Origin of the sequence: Agromyces sp. NPDC058126 (assembly GCF_042884595.1) — a bacterium.
GTDB lineage: Bacteria > Actinomycetota > Actinomycetes > Actinomycetales > Microbacteriaceae > Agromyces.
In genome coordinates, this window is the sequence record NZ_JBHVTS010000005.1 from 1 (window position 1) to 17,928 (window position 17,928).

Annotated in this window: 19 protein-coding genes, 1 tRNA gene and 1 pseudogene; 11 read left to right on the forward strand and 10 right to left on the reverse strand. The window is 72.2% G+C overall.

The annotated features are described in order from the left end of the window. From ACFVTR_RS14855 to ACFVTR_RS14900, 10 genes and pseudogenes are all read left to right on the forward strand, one after another. Positions 1-144: pseudogene (locus ACFVTR_RS14855) on the forward strand (UTP--glucose-1-phosphate uridylyltransferase); the annotation flags it as partial. A gap of 2 nt (positions 145-146) precedes the next feature. Continuing rightward, complete coding sequence (locus ACFVTR_RS14860; RefSeq protein ID WP_376947081.1) at positions 147-809, forward strand: GNAT family N-acetyltransferase; 663 nt, start codon at positions 147-149, stop codon at positions 807-809. A 53-nt stretch (positions 810-862) separates the two neighbouring features. Further along, complete coding sequence (locus ACFVTR_RS14865) at positions 863-1,864, forward strand: hypothetical protein (protein WP_387038510.1); 1,002 nt, start codon at positions 863-865, stop codon at positions 1,862-1,864. Between the two features lie 62 nt (positions 1,865-1,926). Then, a tRNA-Ala gene (locus ACFVTR_RS14870) sits at positions 1,927-1,999 on the forward strand. A gap of 166 nt (positions 2,000-2,165) precedes the next feature. Continuing rightward, positions 2,166-2,498: a hypothetical protein gene (locus tag ACFVTR_RS14875; RefSeq protein ID WP_387038512.1), complete on the forward strand. Its 333-nt coding sequence runs from the start codon at positions 2,166-2,168 to the stop codon at positions 2,496-2,498. A gap of 2 nt (positions 2,499-2,500) precedes the next feature. Continuing rightward, positions 2,501-3,853 (forward strand): hypothetical protein, encoded by a 1,353-nt coding sequence (locus ACFVTR_RS14880; protein ID WP_387038514.1) that lies wholly within the window; start codon positions 2,501-2,503, stop codon positions 3,851-3,853. A 29-nt stretch (positions 3,854-3,882) separates the two neighbouring features. Beyond that, positions 3,883-4,449, forward strand: coding sequence for a hypothetical protein (locus ACFVTR_RS14885; protein WP_387038516.1), 567 nt, complete (start codon positions 3,883-3,885; stop codon positions 4,447-4,449). Further along, positions 4,446-5,048: a hypothetical protein gene (locus ACFVTR_RS14890; protein WP_387038518.1), complete on the forward strand. Its 603-nt coding sequence runs from the start codon at positions 4,446-4,448 to the stop codon at positions 5,046-5,048. Before ACFVTR_RS14885 ends, ACFVTR_RS14890 begins: the two co-directional genes overlap by 4 nt. Next, complete coding sequence (locus ACFVTR_RS14895; protein WP_387038520.1) at positions 5,021-6,205, forward strand: hypothetical protein; 1,185 nt, start codon at positions 5,021-5,023, stop codon at positions 6,203-6,205. Before ACFVTR_RS14890 ends, ACFVTR_RS14895 begins: the two co-directional genes overlap by 28 nt. 28 nt (positions 6,206-6,233) lie before the next feature. Further along, the gene (locus tag ACFVTR_RS14900) at positions 6,234-7,727 is read left to right on the forward strand and encodes an MFS transporter (RefSeq protein WP_387038522.1); all 1,494 of its coding nucleotides are present in this window, start codon (positions 6,234-6,236) and stop codon (positions 7,725-7,727) included. 6 nt (positions 7,728-7,733) lie between these two features. On the opposite strand, the gene ACFVTR_RS14905 is transcribed toward ACFVTR_RS14900, so the two are convergent. Continuing rightward, positions 7,734-8,426 carry a DNA alkylation repair protein gene (locus ACFVTR_RS14905; RefSeq protein WP_387038524.1) on the reverse strand — a complete coding sequence of 231 codons (693 nt, stop codon included), beginning with the start codon at positions 8,424-8,426 and terminating at the stop codon, positions 7,734-7,736. A gap of 43 nt (positions 8,427-8,469) precedes the next feature. Then, entirely contained in the window at positions 8,470-9,123 is a 654-nt protein-coding gene (locus ACFVTR_RS14910; RefSeq protein WP_387038526.1) for an NADPH-dependent F420 reductase, read from the reverse strand. Between the two features lie 191 nt (positions 9,124-9,314). Between ACFVTR_RS14910 and ACFVTR_RS14915 the strand changes: the two genes are divergently transcribed. Further along, a complete protein-coding gene (locus ACFVTR_RS14915; RefSeq protein ID WP_387038527.1) occupies positions 9,315-10,442 on the forward strand; it encodes an LLM class flavin-dependent oxidoreductase in 1,128 nt (375 codons plus the stop codon). A gap of 13 nt (positions 10,443-10,455) precedes the next feature. Here ACFVTR_RS14915 and ACFVTR_RS14920 read toward each other — a convergent pair whose 3' ends face one another. From ACFVTR_RS14920 to ACFVTR_RS14955, 8 genes are all read right to left on the reverse strand, one after another. Continuing rightward, positions 10,456-11,643: a cation:proton antiporter gene (locus tag ACFVTR_RS14920; RefSeq protein WP_376947103.1), complete on the reverse strand. Its 1,188-nt coding sequence runs from the start codon at positions 11,641-11,643 to the stop codon at positions 10,456-10,458. 13 nt (positions 11,644-11,656) lie between these two features. Next, a complete protein-coding gene (locus tag ACFVTR_RS14925) occupies positions 11,657-12,151 on the reverse strand; it encodes a cation:proton antiporter regulatory subunit (RefSeq protein ID WP_387038532.1) in 495 nt (164 codons plus the stop codon). Between the two features lie 76 nt (positions 12,152-12,227). Further along, a complete protein-coding gene (locus ACFVTR_RS14930) occupies positions 12,228-13,103 on the reverse strand; it encodes a metal-dependent hydrolase (protein WP_387038534.1) in 876 nt (291 codons plus the stop codon). Positions 13,104-13,113: 10 nt separating this feature from the next. Continuing rightward, on the reverse strand, positions 13,114-13,260 hold the full coding sequence (locus tag ACFVTR_RS14935; RefSeq protein ID WP_157424635.1) for a hypothetical protein: 147 nt from the start codon (positions 13,258-13,260) through the stop codon (positions 13,114-13,116). Between the two features lie 91 nt (positions 13,261-13,351). Next, the gene (locus ACFVTR_RS14940) at positions 13,352-14,494 is read right to left on the reverse strand and encodes an acyl-CoA dehydrogenase family protein (protein WP_387039151.1); all 1,143 of its coding nucleotides are present in this window, start codon (positions 14,492-14,494) and stop codon (positions 13,352-13,354) included. 75 nt (positions 14,495-14,569) lie between these two features. Then, positions 14,570-15,496 (reverse strand): DUF4349 domain-containing protein, encoded by a 927-nt coding sequence (locus ACFVTR_RS14945; RefSeq protein WP_387038536.1) that lies wholly within the window; start codon positions 15,494-15,496, stop codon positions 14,570-14,572. 149 nt (positions 15,497-15,645) lie between these two features. Next, positions 15,646-16,479, reverse strand: coding sequence for an aldo/keto reductase (locus ACFVTR_RS14950; protein ID WP_387038538.1), 834 nt, complete (start codon positions 16,477-16,479; stop codon positions 15,646-15,648). An 11-nt stretch (positions 16,480-16,490) separates the two neighbouring features. Further along, positions 16,491-17,699 (reverse strand): MFS transporter, encoded by a 1,209-nt coding sequence (locus ACFVTR_RS14955; protein ID WP_387038540.1) that lies wholly within the window; start codon positions 17,697-17,699, stop codon positions 16,491-16,493. Between the last annotated feature and the right edge of the window lie 229 nt (positions 17,700-17,928).

A 17,928-nucleotide genomic window follows, 5' to 3' on the forward strand; every position in this document is an offset into this window, starting at 1 on the left:
GTGTTCCGTGGTCGCCGGTACGACACGGGCGACAAGCTGGACTACATCAAGGCCGTGATCCAGCTCGCGGTCGATCGTGACGACCTCGGCGCCGATCTCCGGTCCTGGCTCATCGACTACAGCGCCACCCTCGAAACCGACTGACGATGGCCGCGGTCGCCCTGCCCACGCTCCGTGACGGCGAGGTCACGCTCCGGCCCATCCGCGTCCGCGATGCGAAGGCGCTCGAGCGCGTGCTGCTCGCCAACCGCAGCTGGCTGCGCCAGTGGGAGGCGACCTATCCGGGCGGCGGCTCGTTCATCGATGCGCGAGCGTCGATCCGCAATCTCCTCGCGCACGCGCGCAGCGGGCACGGGCTGCCGTTCGTGGTCGAGGTCGACGGGCAGCTCGTCGGCCAGCTGAACGTCTCGTCGATCAGCTACGGCTCGCTCTCCTCGGCGACGATCGGCTACTGGGTCTCCGAGGAGGTCGCCGGACGCGGCATCACGCCCACGGCCGTCGCGCTCGCGACCGACTACTGCTTCGGGGTGCTGCGCCTGCACCGCATGGAGATCTGCATCCGCCCGGAGAACGGTCCGTCCCTGCGGGTGGTCGAGAAGCTCGGCTTCCGCTACGAAGGGCTCCGGCGTCGATTCATCCACATCGACGGGCACTGGCGCGACCACTTCTCGTTCGCCCTCGTCGCGGAGGAAGTGCCCGGCGGTGTGCTCCGGAGATGGCGCGACGGGCGGGTGCCGAGCGGGGCCGCACGGGTCGCCGCGGCGGATCTGGCCGCGAGTGAGCGACCACTTCCCCTGACAGATCGCTGAACACGCCCGAGTCTGGTCGGGGCAGGGACGCCCGGTGACTTAATGTTGTCGCCATGGATGTGATCGGCGGGGGAGTCCTGGTGGCGGTGGCCGCCGCCCTGTGGATCGCGTACCTGCTGCCGAACTGGCTGCGTCGCAGGCAGTACCTCGCGACCGAGCGGAACGCCGTCCGCCTCCAGCAGACGCTGCGCATCCTCGCCGAGACCGCCGAGACACCCGAGCCGGTCGTGGTCGAGGCGACGGCCCGCGAGGTCGCCACCCAGCAGCGCATCCTGCACGAACACGAGGAGACCGCGAGGCTCGCCGCAGAGGCGGCAGAGCAGATCGCGATCGCCGAGCGGCGCGAAGCCGAAGAGGTCGCGGATGCCGCGCGCGCACGCGCCGACGCCGCGCTGGCCGCTCGCGCCCCCGTCACCGAGCCCATCACGCTGCCCACGAGCGCGCCCGACTCCGCAGGGCGCGCCACCCGGCTCGCGCTGCGCCGCAAGCGCGCCGCCTGCTCGCTGACGGCGTTCGCGGCCCTGCTCACCGTCATCGGCGGACTCGTCGCGGCCGCCTTCGGCGCGTCGCTCCTCATCGCCGGCGTCGCGGGCATCGTCTTCCTCGCCTCGTTCGGCGGGCTCGTCGCGCTCGCGCGCGTTCGCCCGCCCCGCCCGGCGTCGAGCGTCGCGCAGCCGGTGCGGACCGCGCCCGAGTTCGAGCCCATCGATCTTCCCGACACCGTCGCCGAGCCCGCCGGATGGACGCCGCAGCCGCTGCCCCGCCCGTTGCACCTCTCGCGCGGCACCATCGCCGCGACCGCGATGGCGTCGATCGAGGCCGCCGCCGAACTCAAGCGCGCCGAGTCGGAGGCCGCCGTGGCGCGGCGCGCCGAGCGGCTCGCTCCTGCGGTGCCGTCGATCACCCCCGCGGCATCCGCAGCCGCACCCGACACGCGTCGGGCCGACCGGCCGTCCGCGGCGAGCCCGTACGCGAGCATGGGCATCGTCGACGACTCGCGTCCGGGCTTCGAGGACCTCGACGCGGTGCTCCGCCGCCGCCGGGCTGCGGGCTGACGCCCCACGGGGCGGCAGTGGTCAGAACCACCCCGTGAAGGGTGATAGGCTCTTTCTCGCTCGGGCCCATGGCGCAGTTGGTAGCGCGTCTCGTTCGCAATGAGAAGGTCGGGGGTTCGAATCCCCCTGGGTCCACCGAGTCGAAGGGCTCCCGCATCGCGGGAGCCCTTCGTGCATCTCCAGCCGTCGGCACGGGCTGTCCGCGACATGGTGAGTTCTCCCCATTCCGGCGGCGCGTGCGAGGCCTCTAGTCTGAAGCGAGCCCGAGGGCTGGGCCAGTGGACCTGCGAGAAGGAGTGGTATGAGTGCCGACGTCGAGATCCCGTACGAGGTGCTCAACGAGCTCAACGGGTCGTTGAAGCAGATCATCGTCGAGTTCGACAAGGCGGGCTCGCGCACGAACTCGCTCGAGTCGGCCATCGACCGCCCGCTCGGCCGCGGGGCGCTCCGCGACCAGGTCGACCGGTTCGAAGGCGCCTGGAACGACAAGCGCGAGACCCTCAAGCAGGACATCGCGGAACTCCAGCAGCACGTCGAGGACGTCGGCAAGGGGTGGAAGGACTGGGACCAGGAGGCCGCACTCTCGCTCTCGGTCGATCAGGACGAGGCGAAGAACCTGCCGAGGAAGGCGTGAGCATGCACAACTCCCCCCGAGGACACGAGATCCGCAAGATCGCCGGCGACGGCGGCACCATCACCAGGCGCGGCAGCGAGATGGAGTCGCTCGGCCTGCAGATGCGCGAGTCCGCCGCGCTGCTCCGGGCCATCGTCGACGGCGCGAAGGGCAAGGGCTACTCGATCGACAGCCTGAAGGAGACCGCCGGAGAGGTGCACGCCGACCTCGCGAAGGCCGGCGAGCGCTACGAGCCGAGCGGCCGGGTGATCCGCCAGTACGGCGAGGCGATGTCCAGCGTCCAGTCGCGGATCGACACCATCGTCGACAACTGCGTCGAGCTCTGGAGCGCCTACGAGTCGGCGAACGGCTCGTTCGGCGACGCCAGCACGCAGGTGCCCCCGGCCGACGAGACGGCGACGCAGACGAGCCGGCGCGAGCAGGAGCTCGACGAACTGCGGGGCTCGCGCGACGCGGCGTACGACGCCTGGGAGGCGGAGGCGCGCAAGTACGACGATCCCTACGACACCTGGGACGAGGCGTACGACCGGGCCCTCAACGGGCTCGAGGACGCCAACGACCGCGGCGTGGAGGACAGCTTCTGGGACAACGCGCTTCCGGCGATCGAGGTGATCCTCACCGTGCTCACCTTCGTCGGCGTCGCCCTCGCGATCGCCGCGATCGTGATCGGCGGGCCGTTCATCCTGCTCGCCGCCGCGATCGTCGGCCTCGCCGCGCTCGCGCTCACCGTCTGGAAGGTGGCGGCCGGGCGAGGCGGGTGGCAGGACATCCTCATCGCCGCGATCGGGGTGTTCCCGTTCGGGAGGCTCGCGAAGCTCGGCACGCTCTTCAAGGGCGCCGGCACGTTCGCGTCGCGCTTCGGCACCTTCGCGAAGGGGTTCGGCAGCGACCTCGTGGGCATCTCGGCCTTCCGCGAACTGCGGGCCCTGCGCGGGCTGCAGAACTTCCTGCACGGGCCGGTCACCAACTCGGCGGGCAACCTGACCCAGAGCCGCGGCATCCTCGACCAGATCGCCGCGGTGCGCAACTCGGTCGACGGCATCTCGTACACGGGCCTCGCAGGCTGGTCGCGCATCACCGGCGGCTCGGCGGCGCCGATCTCGAACGTCCTGACCGACGTCTTCTCGGGCGCCGGTCCCGCGGTCACCAATCGCGTCAACGGCGCGCTCGCGGGCACGGTGCTCGACGGCGCGCAGCACGGCAACGGCGCGGTCGACATCGCGCTCAACGTCATCGACAGCGTGCCGAAGCCGGGCTACGGCGCGTACAACGACATCGACGGCATGATCGGCGATGCCGGCGACGCGGCCGACGCCGATCGCTGGGCCGGCGAGCTGGCACGGTCCGGCCGGTGACCGGCGCGGGGCATCCGTATGCTGGAGCGGTGCTGACCTACTCGCTCGACTACGAAAGCAAGTGGTGGCTGCCGGTGCCGGCGGCGTTCCCGACGCCCGAGGGACTCGGTCTCGAGGAGTGGGCGCGGAGCACCGCGGCCACGTCGAACATCTCGGCCGCCTGGGTCGACTCGCCGCTCGCGACGCAGCTGCCAGAACTGCTCGCGGCGCAGGTCTACGGTCTCGACCCGGGGCGCTCCGGTGCGCTGTGGTACTGCCCGTACGGCCTGCCGGCCGCGGGCGTCGCACAGCTCTTCATCACCGAGCGCGCCGACGACGACCTGCTCAGCCCAGCTGAGGAGATCGCGGCCCTGCCGAGCTTCGTCGCGGTGCGCCCGCTCGAGGTGCGCGCCGCGGGCCTCGGCGCGGGCGTGGGGTACTCCCGCATCGTCGGCGACGACGAGAACGGTCCGACGGTCGCCGAGCTCGGCTACGTGTTCACCCCGCCGGGGGCCCGCGTCGCGGTCGTCGCCCGCAGCGGCGACGCCGACTCGATCGGGCTGATGGCGCCCGAGCTGTGGGCGCTCGTCGACTCGATCGTCCTGGAGCGCGCATGAGCCCCCTCACCCCGGTCGTCCCGTCGTTCCGCATGCTCTTCCCACCGGGATGGGTGCGGCACGATCCGTCGACCGAGTCCGAGCGCGAACTCCTCGACCAGATGCGGGCGAAGATGCGCGCGTACGCGCGCCCCGACCTCGAGTTCGAGCTCACCATGACGGTCAAGTCCGCGTTCCGCGAGCTGCGCGAGCGCTCGGGCATCGCGATCTACCTGCCGAGCGGCGCCGAGGGCACCACGCTCGTCCCCATGTCGATCACGGCGACGCGCTTCACCGAGCCGAGCGGTGCCTCGCTCGACGGCCGCGTCGCCGACCTGTTCCGGAACCACGAGGCCGACTTCCTCGGCGACGACCGCACGATCGTGCGCTGGCGTCGCACGATCGCCAAGCTCGAGGGGTTCGAGGGTGCGGTCAACGAGCAGGTCAACTACCTCGTTCCGGTGCCGGGTACGTCGCGTCGGGAGGCGGTGCTCATCTCGACGGCCGTGCTGCGCGACGGCACCGAGCCCGTCGACGAAGAACTGCTCGAGTCGTGCCTCGTCCTGAGCGATGCGATCGTGAGCACGTTCGCGTGGGCACCGGGCGGGCGAACGCCGTGATCGACCTGCAGCGGTGGGCGAAGCAGACGCCCGGCGGGCGCGACCCGCGAGACATCCTCGTCGAACTCGACGCGATCCAGCGCGACGCGGCACCGAGCGCCGGGAGGGCCGGGCGCGGGGGCCGTGCTCCGGCCGTGGGCACGATGGACACCGCCGCCGATGATCGCCGCACCGCGCTCGACGTGCTCGTGCGTCGCGGCGTGCTCACCGCGCAGCTCGCCGACGCCGCCGCGGCGGCGCCCGTGGGCGAGGCCGCTGCAACGGTGCCGCGCCCGCGCGGCAGCGCGCGTCCGACGGCCCTGCCGACGCGCGTCGTCGAGGACCGGCCGGCCGATCCGGGGGCGGTGGCCGGCGTCGCGCTGGTGGCGCTCGCCCCCGTCACCGTCGTCGTCCCCGCACTCGTCGGGCTCGACCGCGCCGTCGGCGACACCGTCTCGACCGGCCTCCTGCTCGCGGGCGAGCTCGTGCTCGCGGTCACGGCGGGCCGTGGCGTCGCGAACGCGCCCCGCCGCATCGGCCGGCTGAGCCCCGTCGCCCTGCGCTGGACCGCAGCCCTCGGCGCCCTCTCGCCCGTGCTCCTGCTCGCGATCGCGTTCGCCGACCCCGGCGCCGCGTCGGAGTACGTCGGCTGGTTCTTCGGGGTGCAGTGCATGATGGTGCTCGGCCTCGTCGCGTTCTCCGAGATCGCCCGCGCCCAGGACTGGCGGGCGCGGGGCGGACGCTCGGCCGACCCGCGGATCGAGCGCGGAGATCCCGTGCGGCCCGACCTCGGCGCGTTCGCCGGCACCGCGCTCATCGCGCTCGCCCCGTTCGTCGCGGCGGCGGGCCTCGCCGCGGCGGTCGCCCCGGCCGCGAGCGCCTGGCTCGCGAGCGGGTCGATCGTGGCCGGCGCGCTCATCCTCGGGCTCTCCGCGGGGCGCGCAGACGGCCTGGCTCCCTCGTGCCGCGGGGTGCTCGGCTCCCGCGCGCTCTGGTGGGTCGTGCTGGTCGCCGCACTGACGCCGGTGGTGCAGCTCGTGGTGATCCTCAGCGATCCCGGCGAGCTCTGGACGATCCTGCGCCCCGCCCTCGCGGTCCAGTCGATCGCGGTGATCGCGCTCGCGACCCTGCCGCCGATCGCTCGTCGACAGGAGCGAGGCGGCCCGCTGCGCGGGTGATCGCGCCCCCGGGCATAGGCTGGAACGGATGTCAGTGCCTCCCGTCACCCGTTCCATCCCGCTTTCGGAGCAGCACCGCTGGCGTGCGTACTGGGTCTGCGTCGCTGTCGCGGCGCTCACCATCCTCGACCTCTCGAAGGTCAACGTCGGCCTGCCCGCCATCGAGGACGCGTTCGACGCCGGATCGACCGAGCTGCAGCTCATCGTCGCGGGCTACGTCCTGACGTTCGGCCTCACGCTCGTGCCCGCGGGGCGCATCGGCGACCAGCGATCGCGCAAGACCCTGTTCGTGATCGGCCTCAGCCTGTTCACGCTCACGAGCCTCGTCGCGGCCCTTGCGCCGAACGCCACGGTCCTGCTCGTCGCCCGACTCCTCCAGGGCGTCGCCGCGGGCATCCAGATGCCGCAGGTGCTCGGCATCATCCAGGAGCTCTTCCACGGCAAGGAACGGGGCAAGGCCTTCGGCCTGTTCGGCGCCACGATCGGGCTCGCGACCGCGTTCGGGCCGACGCTCGGCGGCCTCATGATCGCGATCGGCGGCCCCGAGGACGGCTGGCGCGGCATCTTCTGGATCAACGTCCCGCTGGCGCTGGCCGCCATCGCGCTGGCCGTCTGGCTGCTGCCGCAGACGAGGCATCCGTCCGGCAAGCCGCTCTCGCTCGACCCCGTCGGACTCGGCCTCTTCGCGGTCACGGTGATCTCGCTGATGTGGCCGTTCCTCTTCACGACCGGCTCGCCCGACGACGATCCGGCGCGCTGGTGGGTGCTCGTGGTGTTCGTGTTCGCCGCGACGGCGTTCATCGCCTGGGAGCGTCACTACGCGGCCTCGGGGCGTCACCCCCTCGTGCCGCTGAGCCTCTTCGCCGTGAGCTCCTTCCGCAACGGCACCGCGCTCGCCGCCGTCTACTTCGCGGCGATGCCGTCGATGTTCCTGCTGACGACGCTCTACCTGCAGCACGGTCTCGGCCTCGAGGCGGTCTACGCGGGCATGGTGGGCATCGGGTTCGCGCTCATGAGCGCCGTCGGTTCCTGGGTCGGCGGCAACCTCGTGAACCGCATCGGCCGGCCGCTCGTCGTCTGGGGGCTCGTGCTCCTGCTCGTCGGCATCGGACTGCTCGTGCTCGTCGCACTCGTGACCCCGCCCGAGCTGACGCCGTGGGCGATGGCGGGGGCGATGATCATCGGCGGCGCGGGCGGCGGGCTCGTCGTCTCGCCGAACCAGACGCTCACACTCATGGACATCCCGGTGAAGCAGGGCGGTCTCGCGGGGTCGGTCGGTCAGCTCGGCCAGCGCATCGGCACCGCGATCGGCACGGCGGTGACGCTCTCCCTCTTCTACTCGACGATCTTCCGCGAGGCCGACGGCGATCCCGATCTCGTCGTCTACCACGACGCGTACGCGGTCGGAATGCTCGCGGTCGCCGTGTTCGTCGCGATCGCGTTCGCGATCGGCGTCGCCGATCTCGGTGCTCGGCGTCGGGAGCGCCGTCCGCTCGGCGTCGAGGCATCCGACGAGGGCTGAGCGCGCTCAGCGGATCGCGAGCACGCGCGTCCGCTCCTCCTTCGGCAGGTGCTCGATCGCGGCGCGGAGGGCGACCCGGGGCATCCGCGCCGCGTGGCGCTCGACGAGCGCGACGAGGCGGGCCTCATCGAGGTCGCCGGCCGCGCGCAGCACCCAGCCGACCGCCTTCTGGACGAACGGCGCCTCGTCGAGCGCGAGGCGCTCGCCGAGGGCGAAGGCGTCGTCGGCCTGCCCGCGCTTCAGGAACGCGAAGGTCGCGACGAGCGCGGTGCGCCGCTCGGGCCAGAATTCGGATGCCGCGAGCCGGTCGAGCGGCGAGCGATCGCGTTCGAGGAGGTGCGCCCCGATGACGTCGCGGGCGGCGAGGTCGACGAGATCCCACTGGTCGATGCGGTCGTGGCGGCGGAGATAGAGCTCGTACAGCGCGGTGCGGCGGTTCTCGTCGCTCGTCCGATGCACGGCGGACTTGCCCATGATGCTGCAGGCGAGGGCGCGCACCTCGTGCGTCGGCTCCTCGAGCAGGAGTTCGATTTCGCGCTCGGGCAGGTCGAGCGCGGTCTTCGCGAGGTCGAAGACGGCGCCCATGCGCACGCCGATGAACGGCGCGGCGTCGTCGTCGGGGAAGTACCGCCGGTACTTCACCCGCTCGGTCTCGCTCGCCATCGCCTCGAGTCGGCCGATCAGCTCCGCCGCGTCCATGCTCGCCCCCCGGTTCGTGCCGTCGGGGAACAGCGTAGGGGGATCAGGCCGCCAGGTGGGCGATGGGCGTGAGCAGTGCGGCGAGTTCGGCGGCGGAGAGCTCGCGGCCGAAGGCCGGGTGGCCGGGTTCGAGGGCGACGCCGTGCGCGAGTGCACCGCCGTCGACGGGGTCGAAGCCGATCGCGTCGATGAGTGCGGCGACTTCGGTCCGCGCCTCGCCGTCGTCGCCCACGACCGCGAGCGCACGGCGCAGCGGGTCGCCGGCGGGCAGGCTGTCGTCCTCCATCTCGTGGTACCCGAGGTGGTTGAGCGACTTCACGACACGAGCGCGCGGGTTGCGGGCGGCGTTCTGCTCGCTCGTCGTGCGGGGGTCGTCGTCGACCTCGGCGATGTTGCCGTCGACCGGGGGCCAGTAGTTCATGGCGTCGACGACGATGCGGCCGTCGAACGCGGGCCACGGCACGGTGCCGGCCTTGCCGAACGGCACGGCGACGATGATGATGCGCGCCTCGGCGGCGAGCACGTCGGGCGCGACGACCTCGGCGCCGGGGGCGACGACGCCGACGAGGAGCTCGAGTGCGGTCTGCCGGGGCGAACCCGACATGAGCACGCGGTAGCCGGCGTCGACGAGCAGCCGGGCGAGGGCGGTGCCCACCTTGCCCGCTCCGAAGATGCCGATCACCGGACGTTCCGTCACCGTTCCATGCTCCCATTCCCGACGCGCGACCACGAGATTGATGCGTCGACATGGAATGCCAACGCCGGCGGCAGGGCGGGCATTCCCGTTCGGGTGCTGGTCGCCGGGGCGAGCGGGGGAATAGTCTCGTGGCGTCACGGGTTTCGCCAAGAAGCATGCATACGCATGCAGACGCGGAGAGAAGGGCCGGCATGACCGAGCGCTACGAATTCGGACTCGACACCTTCGGGGATGTCACGGCGGGCCCCGACGGCACCGCGCTGCCGCACGCCCAGGTGCTGCGGAACGTCGTCGAGGAGGCGGTGCTCGCCGACCGGCTCGGCCTCGACTTCTTCGGCATCGGCGAGCACCACCGGCACGAGTTCGCCGTCTCGGCGCCCGAGGTTGTGCTCGGCGCGATCGCCGGGCGCACCGAGCGCATCCACCTCGGCTCGGCCGTGACGGTGCTGAGCTCCGACGACCCCGTGCGCGTGTTCCAGCGGTTCGCGACGCTCGACGGCCTCTCCGGAGGGCGCGCGGAGGTCATCCTCGGGCGAGGCTCGTTCATCGAGTCGTTCCCGCTCTTCGGCTTCGAGCTCAGCCAGTACCAGGAGCTCTTCGAGGAGAAGCTGAACCTCTTCGCCGCGCTGCTCGAACAGGAGCCGGTGACGTGGACCGGCGAGCTCCGCCCGCCGCTCGAGAACCAGCTCGTCTTCCCCCCGGTCGAGCACGGGCACCTGAAGACCTGGGTCGGCGTCGGCGGCAGCCCCGAGTCGGTCGTGCGCGCCGCGCACTACGGACTGCCGCTCGTGCTGGCGATCATCGGCGGCAGCCCGGCGCGCTTCGCGCCGCTCGCCGAGCTCTACCGCAAGGCGCTCGCGCAGTTCGGCAAGCCGGTGCAGCCGGTGGCCATCCACTCGCCGGGATTCATCGCCGACACCGACGAGGCCGCGCTCGACACGCTGTGGCCCCACTACCAGGTGATCATCGACCGCATCGGCCGTGAGCGCGGCTGGGGTGCGGTCACCCGCGAGCACTTCGAATCCGAGGCCTCGGAGCACGGTGCGCTCTACGCCGGCTCGCCCGAGACCGTCGCGCGCAAGATCGCGAACGCGATGCGCACCATCGGCGCCGTGCGCTTCGACCTCAAGTACTCGAACGGCACCCTGCCGCACGAGGCGATGATGGGGAGCATCGAGCGCTACGGCAGCGAGGTCGTGCCGCGCGTGCGCGAGCTGCTCGCCGCCGCCGACGCCGCCGACGCCGAGCTCGACGCCGCCGCGGCGCTCGCGCGGGCCGATCGCGCCGACGCCGCGGCGAACGCCCGCCCGGGGGAGTAGGCCGCGACGCCCCTCACGACGACAGCCGTGCGCGCTGCTGCCGGGCGCGCACGGCCGCCCGGAACCACGTGGCATCGGGCAGCCGGGTCAGGAAGGTGCCCGCGATGATCGTGATGAGCACGTAGGCCGTGGCGAGCGGCGCGATCGCGGGCTCGACGCCCGCACTCACCGCGAGGCCGGCGATGACGATCGAGAACTCGCCGCGGGGGGCGAGCGAGAAGCCGGCGCGCCACTGGCCGAGCGTGCCGACCCCCGCCCGCCTGGCCGCATAGGCGCCCGTGATGAGCTTGGTCACGATGGTGATCGCGGCGAGCAGGAGCGCGGGCAGCAGCATCGACATGAGCCCCGACGAGTCGGTCGTGAGCCCGAAGAAGACGAAGAAGGTCGCCGCGAAGAGGTCGCGGAGCGGGGTCAGCACCTGGCTCGCGTTCGCCGCCACCCGCCCCGAGAGCGCGATGCCGACGAGGAACGCGCCGACGGCCGCCGACACGGAGACCTCCTGGGCGAGGCCGGCGACGAGCATCGTGAGCCCGAGCACCCCGAGCAGCAGCGGTTCGGCGTGGTCGGCGGGGAAGAGCCGCGACACGAGATGACCGTGCCGGAGCGCGATGTAGAGGATCACCGCGACGACCGCGACGGCGACCGCGACGGCGATCGCGCCCTGCCAGAGGCTCACGCCGACGACGATCGCCGAGAGCACCGGCAGGTAGAAGGCCATCGCGAGGTCCTCGATGACGAGCACGCCGAGCACGGCGGGCGTCTCGCGGTTCGAGAGGCGCCCGAGGTCGCGCAGCAGCTTCGCGATCACGCCCGACGACGACACCCACGTGACGCCGGCGAGCGCCACCGCGGCGACGGGGCCCCAGCCGAGGAGGAGTGCGAGCCCCGCGCCGGGCAGTGCGTTCAGCAGCCCGTCGAGGATGCCCGGCTTGCGAGCCGACTTCAGGCTGTCGAAGAGCTCGGTCGCCGTGTACTCGAGGCCGAGGAGCGCGAGCAGCAGGATGACGCCGATCTCGGAGCCGGTCTGCAGGAACTCGATGCTCGCGTCGAACGGGAAGATGCCGCCGTCGCCGAAGGCGAGGCCGAGCAGGAGGTAGAACGGGATCGGCGACAGGCCGATCAGGAGGGCGAGACGCCCCAGCAGGCTCATGCCGAGAAGCAGCGCGCCGACTTCGATGAGGAGGAGCGTCGTCTCATGCATACCGGGCCCGGCGTCAGTCGGGTCCGTTGGCGAGCAGGCGCGAGACGCCGTCGAGCCCCTCGCGGGTGCCGACGACGACGATGACGTCGCCCGCGCGCAGGGACTCGGAAGGCGTCGGGGAGGGGATCACCGCGCCGTCGCGCACGATCGCCACGATCGAGGCGTGCGTGCGGGTGCGGGCCTTCGTGTCGCCCAGCGTGGCGTTGAGGTAGGGCGAGTCGGTGGGCAGCGCGATCTGCTCGGTGAAGAGGCCGGCGGTCTCGTCGGAGAGGCTCGTGAGGCGGCTCAGCATGACCGAGGCGCCGAGGACGTCGGCGAGCGCCGCCGCCTCGTCGTCGTTCAGCGCGACGGAATCGCGGCACGCGTCGGGGTCGTCGATGTCGAAGACGCCGAGATCGCGCTCGCCGTCACGATGCGAGACCACGCTGATGCGGCGCCCGGCTTCGGTCACGAGGTCGTGACGCACGCCGATCCCAGGCAGATCGACCTTTTCGATGCGAATACCCACGTCGGTAATCGTAACCCCGTTCGGCGGTGGCGCGGCCGTTCGGCGTCGGTGTGCTGGATGCCCCGGGGCGGGTCGTTCAGGCGCCGGTGCGCGTGCGCATCTCGAGCACCGGCGTGCCGGTGTCGTCGACGAGCTCGAGGGCGATGTCGACCCGGCCGAGCTCGGCCAGCGAGCCGACGTGGGTGCCGCCGCAGGCGATCGACGCCGTGCCGCCCGGCAGCTCGGCGACCCAGTACCTGCGGTCGGTGAGGCCGTCGCCGTCGCGATCGATGCGCACGGTGGAGCCCGCCGCGACCCACTCGCCGACGGTCGCCGAGACCGCCCGGCCGAGGGCGTCGAGCTCCTCGGCGAGCCCGGCGACGTCGAACCCCGCCCGCCGCAGCGACTTGTTCAGCCGGTACCGGTCGAGCGAGCCGTTCGGCTCGATCCTGCTCGAGGCGATCGCGATGCCGTCGAAGTCGGGGCGGCCGAGCGCGTCGGTGCGCGCCGGCTTCGACCAGCGGCCCTCGAGCGCGAGGTTCAGGGCGAGGGATGCCGCGTGGCAGGCCGTGTGCCCGGCGGAGAGGGCGCCGCGCGCCGTGGCCTCCGCCGTGATCTCGACCTCGTCGCTCTCGGCGACGGCCGACCCCTCGTCGACGAGGTGCGCGACGAGGAACGCCCAGCCCTCGGTGCCCTTGCGCACCGGGATGTCGGCGCCGAGGTGCAGTGCCTCGCCGTCGCTCGCGGCGACGACCGCATCGCGTACCGGCGCCTGCGCGCCGTCGGCGAGGGTGATCGTTCCCACGTCGGCCGGCTGGTCGGGCCAGGCTGCGTCGACGGGGTGGAAGGCCGTGACGTCGGTGACGACGGCGACGAGGCCGTCGCCCGCGGATTCGACGTGCAGCACCCGCGCGCGCTCGACGAGGGCGCCCGCGGGATAGGTGACGCGGGTGTCGTGCACCGGAAGGGTCATCGGGGTGCGCTCAGTCGTCGGCGCGGCCGAGCACGTGGAACGGGATCGCGAGCGCGAGCGCCACGGCGATGATGCCGGAGAAGAAGGTCGCCGCCTCGAAGCCGGCCACCTCGGGGGCGATGCTCATGACCCACATGCCGAAGACGAAAAATGCCATGGCGATGATGGTGGCGACGACGTTCACAACGACCTCCAGTGTGCGTTGGCGACGTTCGCCGCCCTCGCAAGTCTAGCCAAACGCGCCGCGGTCAGTCGGGGACGGGGCCGAGCCACGCGTTCGCGACCGTGGCGTGCGCCGACTCGTCGTCGGAGGGATGGAAGATGCCCGCGAGCACGTCGCGGTAGAGCCGGCCGAGCTCCGAACCGGCGAAGTAGCTCGACCCGCCCGCCACCCGCACCGCCTGGTCGACGACGTGCTTCGCAGTCTCGGTGGCGCGCACCTTCACCCCGACGAGCTTCGGGAACCAGGCGGCGCCGTGGTCGACGAGTCCGTCGAGGTCGCGCGCGACGGCCTCGAGCTGCGGCGGCACGGCGTCGTAGGCCAGTGCGGCGTCGGCGACCCGCCAGCGGACGTCGGGGTCGTGCGCGAGCGGGCGCCCGTCGTACTTCATCGAGGTGCGCCGGTGCGCCGCGGCGACCGCGAGCTCGAGGGCCCGCGCACCGATGCCCGTGTACACCGACGCGAGGAGCAGTTCGAAGTTCGCGAAGATGCCGAAGACGAGGAGGTCGGCGTTCGGGCCGGGGTCGAGGCGGCGCACGATGCGGTCGGCGGGGGCGTATGCGCCGTCGAGCACCGTCGTGCGGCTCTGGCTGGCCCGCATGCCCATCGTGTTCCAGTCGTCGAGGATCCGGACGTCGGGGTCCTCGCGGTCGATGAAGCCGTAGACGAGCTTCGGGGCGTCGGGCGAGACGCTGTCGAGGCCCATCGTGCCGAGCCTCGTCCAGGCCGGCGAGAGCGAGGTGAAGATCTTGCGACCCGAGTAGCGGTAGCCGCCGTCGGGTTGCGGTTCGGCCGTCGAGCGCGAGCCGAAGAGCATGAGGTCGTTGCCGGCTTCGCTGATGCCGAAGCCGAAGATCTCGCCCGCCCCGGCCTCGCGAAGGACGAACTCGAGCGAGTCGTCGCCGCGGTCGCGGAGCACCTTCGCGACGCCCGTCCACACGAGGTGCATGTTCACCGCGAGGGCCGTCGCCGGCGCGGCACCCGCGAGTCGCTGCTGCGCACGCACCACGTCGAGCGTCGACCAGCCGAGGCCGCCGAACTCGACCGGCACGAGCGCGGTGAGGTAGCCCGCGGCGCGCAGTTCGGCGAGGTCGTCGTCGAAGAACGTGTTGTCGCGATCGGACTCCGCGGCCCTCGCCCGGAACCGCTCCAGCAGCTCGTCGCCGAGCAGGGACTCTGGCGTCGGGGAGTTCGTCGTCGTGGACTCTGGCGTCGGGTTCTCGGTCGTCGCGCTCACGTCGCCAGACTACGCCCGGCGCTCGTCGTCGGGGGAGGGCGCGGGGGCCTGCGGATCGGCCGGGGGCGACGCGGACGTCGCCCGACGGCGACCGCGGGTCGCGAGCACCACCACGAGCACGACGATCGCCGCCAGCACGAGCAGCACGGCGATCCACGGCAGCAGCACGCCGATCGCGACGCCGAGTGCCGAGGCGAACCCGACGAGGGCCGCCCATCCCGCCGCCAGCCCGCTCCAGAAGTCGTCGGGCGCAGTGTCGGGGGCCGTCTCGACCGTGATCAGCTCGACCGTGAGCGTCGAGTAGTCGACCTGGTCGACGAGCCAGTCGCGCTGCTGCGTGAGGCTGTCGAGCTCGGCCTGCCGGGTCGTCAGCTCCGACTCGATCGCGATGAGATCCGTGATCGTCTCGGCCTGCGCGAGCAACTGCTCGAGGCGGTCGACGGAGGCGCCGAGGGCCTCGATGCGCGCGTCCAGGTCCTTCCGCTGCGCGGTGACATCCGATTCGTTCATCGTGACCCCGTTGACGTCGCCGAAGCCGCGGAGCTCGTCGACGACCGCGTCGAGCTCGTCGGCCGGCACGCGGAGGACGAGCTCGGCCCGCGGCGAGGACGAGCCCGAGCCGGGCTGCTCGGTGCGGCTCTCGACCCGCCCGCCCGCGTCGCCGGCGAGCTCCGCCGCCTCCTCGGCCGCGGCGAGCGGGTCGTCGACGGTGATCGACATGCGACCCGTCGTGATGACGCTCTGGGACGCCGTCGCGCCCTCGTCGCCGTCGCCGGCGGCCTCGTCGGCGGACTGCCCGGATTCGCCGCCCTCCGCGGGCATCGGCATCGCCGGTTCGGGGACGCCGGAGTTCTCGCTGCCCGAGCCCATCGAGCACCCGGCGAAGAGCAGAACGGTGAGCGCGGCGGCCGCGGCCGCGGGGAGGAGTCGTCTCATGCGGTCAGGCTACGACCGGCGTCGGAGCCGATGTCTGGACGCCCGCTGGGAGTCGGGTCACGATCGGATTGCGGCCGTGACCAGCCTGTTACCGGGCCGTGATCACGCCGTGACCCAGGCGTGACCGGGCCGCGACGGAGCGGGCGCGATCAGTCGTCGTCGGGGTCGCGACCGGTGCGCTCGCCGCTCTCGAGCGCGGCGATCTCGGCGAGGTCGCCGAGACGCAGCTCGAAGTCGAAGACGTCGAGGTTCTCGCGGATGCGCTCGGGCGAGGACGCCTTCGGGATGACCACGTTGCCCAGCTGCACGTGCCAGCGGAGCACGATCTGCGCCGGGGTGCGACCGTGCCTGGCCGCGAGCCCGGCCAGCACCGGGTCCTCGAGCACCCGTCCGCGCGCGAGCGGCGACCACGCCTCGGTGAGGATGCCGTGGGCGAGGTCGAACGCGCGCAGCTCGGTCTGGGGCAGCCACGGGTGCAGCTCGACCTGGTTGACGACGGGGGCGACGCCGGTCTCGCCGATGATCCGCTCGATGTGGTGGGCGTGGAAGTTCGCGACGCCGATGGAACGCACCCGGCCCTCGTCGCGGAGCCGGACGAGCGCGCGCCACGTGTCGACGTAGCGGTCGGTCGACGGCACCGGCCAGTGGATGAGGAGGAGGTCGAGCCGCTCGAGACCGAGGCGCGCCATCGATGCGTCGAACGCGCGCAGGGCCTCGTCGTAGCCGTTGTCGTCCTTCCAGACCTTGCTCGTGACGAAGAGCTCCTCGCGCGGCACCGGCGCCGCGCGCACCGCCTCGCCGACCTCCCGCTCGTTGCCGTAGAAGGCTGCGGTGTCGAGGTGGCGGTACCCGGCGTCGATCGCCTCGAGGCTGAGTCGCGTCGCGTCGGCGGCCGGCACCTTGTAGAGGCCGTAGCCGAGCTGGGGGATGGCCGCGCCGTCGGCGAGCGGCAGCAGCGGAGCGGGATCGAGGTTTCGTGACATCCTGCCGGTTTCTAACTCGGTTGCAGCGGCACCGGTTCGGTGTCGGGGATCGGGCTCGCATCGCGGCCGCGGAGATCGGGGTGCCATCGCCGGGCGAGCGCCGGCACGAGGAAGCCGAGGAACGCGAGCCCCGTCGCCGCCCAGAACGCCCCCTGGGCGCCGTAGCCGTCGATGAGGAAGCCCGCGAGCGCCGAGCCGAGCGCCGCGCCGATGAGCTGGCCCGTGCCGACCCAGCCGTAGGCCTCGGCCGTGTCGGAGAACTTCACGCTCGCCGAGACGATGGCGAAGAGCACCGCGAGCGCGGGGGCGATGCCGATGCCGGCGATGAACAGGGTGATCGAGAGCCACCAGAAGTCCATGACGAACGCGGCGAGGGCCGTGCCCACGAACACGATGAACATGCGGCGGGCCGTCGACCACGGGCCGATCGGCACATGGCCGAGGAAGAGCCCGCCCGCGAGCGAGCCGACCGAGAAGATCGCGAGCACGATGCCCGCCTCGGCGCCGTCGTGCCCGAACACCGCCACGACGCCGGCCTCGATCGCGGCGCACGCCCCGATGAGGAGGAAGCCAACCACCGTCGCGAGCAGGACGGGCGGCCGGGTCAGCACGACGCCGAGCTTCCGCTTCGAGCGCGGGATGCGCACGCGCCCGAGCTCGGGGGAGGAGATGAACCAGGCGCCGCCGACGACCATGATCGCGGCGGCGAGCAGGATGCCCCAGACAGTGCCGATCTGCGTCGAGACGAAGGTGGTGACGACGGGGCCCACCACCCAGATGATCTCCTGCGCGGAGGCGTCGAGCGAGAACAGCGGCGTGAGCTGGCGCGAGTTCACCATCTTCGGATAGATGGTGCGCACGGCGGGCTGCACGGGCGGGGTCGCGAGCCCGGCCACGAATCCGACCGCCATGTAGAGGGGCACGGTGAGCGGCAGCACGGCGATCGCGACCACCCCCGTCACGCAGACGACGAGGGTGATGATGAGCACGGGGCGCATGCCGAAGCGGCCCATCAGGCGGCTCGTGAAGGGGCCGGCGATGGCCTGGCCGATCGACGTCGCCGCGAGGACGAGGCCGGCCGCGCCGTACGAGCCCGTCTGCTGCTCGACGTGGAGGAGGAAGGCGAGCGAGAGCATCCCGAACGGGAAGCGCGCCGTCAGCTGGGCGGCGATGATGCGTGCGACGCCCGAGGTCTTCAGCAGTTCGGAGTAGCTTCCCACAGTGCGCCCAGCCTATCGATCGCTCGGCGCTGTGCGAGGACGCGCGCTGAAAGTACGGAATCTTGCGTCTCATCGGCGCAGAACGCGCGATTCCAATCGCCGCCGAATCGTGATCCGCAGAGATGCATGCGTGGTGCTCGCCGTGGTCTAGGCTCTCTCCGTACGGCGACGGAGCCCTGCGATTGCGCTCAGCCGTCTTGTCCCAAAATGATCGCGTGACGACAGAGGT

Bases quoted from the DNA above. Each gene is read 5' to 3' on its own strand.
- ACFVTR_RS14860 (WP_376947081.1), top strand. From the start codon at position 147: ATGGCCGCGGTCGCCCTGCCCACGCTCCGTGACGGCGAGGTCACGCTC.
- ACFVTR_RS14865 (WP_387038510.1), top strand. From the start codon at position 863: ATGGATGTGATCGGCGGGGGAGTCCTGGTGGCGGTGGCCGCCGCCCTG.
- ACFVTR_RS14945 (WP_387038536.1), bottom strand. From the start codon at position 15,496: ATGAGACGACTCCTCCCCGCGGCCGCGGCCGCCGCGCTCACCGTTCTG.
- ACFVTR_RS14890 (WP_387038518.1), top strand. From the start codon at position 4,446: ATGAGCCCCCTCACCCCGGTCGTCCCGTCGTTCCGCATGCTCTTCCCA.
- ACFVTR_RS14915 (WP_387038527.1), top strand. From the start codon at position 9,315: ATGACCGAGCGCTACGAATTCGGACTCGACACCTTCGGGGATGTCACG.
- ACFVTR_RS14875 (WP_387038512.1), top strand. From the start codon at position 2,166: ATGAGTGCCGACGTCGAGATCCCGTACGAGGTGCTCAACGAGCTCAAC.
- ACFVTR_RS14950 (WP_387038538.1), bottom strand. From the start codon at position 16,479: ATGTCACGAAACCTCGATCCCGCTCCGCTGCTGCCGCTCGCCGACGGC.
- ACFVTR_RS14900 (WP_387038522.1), top strand. From the start codon at position 6,234: ATGTCAGTGCCTCCCGTCACCCGTTCCATCCCGCTTTCGGAGCAGCAC.
- ACFVTR_RS14930 (WP_387038534.1), bottom strand. From the start codon at position 13,103: ATGACCCTTCCGGTGCACGACACCCGCGTCACCTATCCCGCGGGCGCC.
- ACFVTR_RS14935 (WP_157424635.1), bottom strand. From the start codon at position 13,260: ATGGCATTTTTCGTCTTCGGCATGTGGGTCATGAGCATCGCCCCCGAG.
- ACFVTR_RS14880 (WP_387038514.1), top strand. From the start codon at position 2,501: ATGCACAACTCCCCCCGAGGACACGAGATCCGCAAGATCGCCGGCGAC.
- ACFVTR_RS14905 (WP_387038524.1), bottom strand. From the start codon at position 8,426: ATGGACGCGGCGGAGCTGATCGGCCGACTCGAGGCGATGGCGAGCGAG.
- ACFVTR_RS14920 (WP_376947103.1), bottom strand. From the start codon at position 11,643: ATGCATGAGACGACGCTCCTCCTCATCGAAGTCGGCGCGCTGCTTCTC.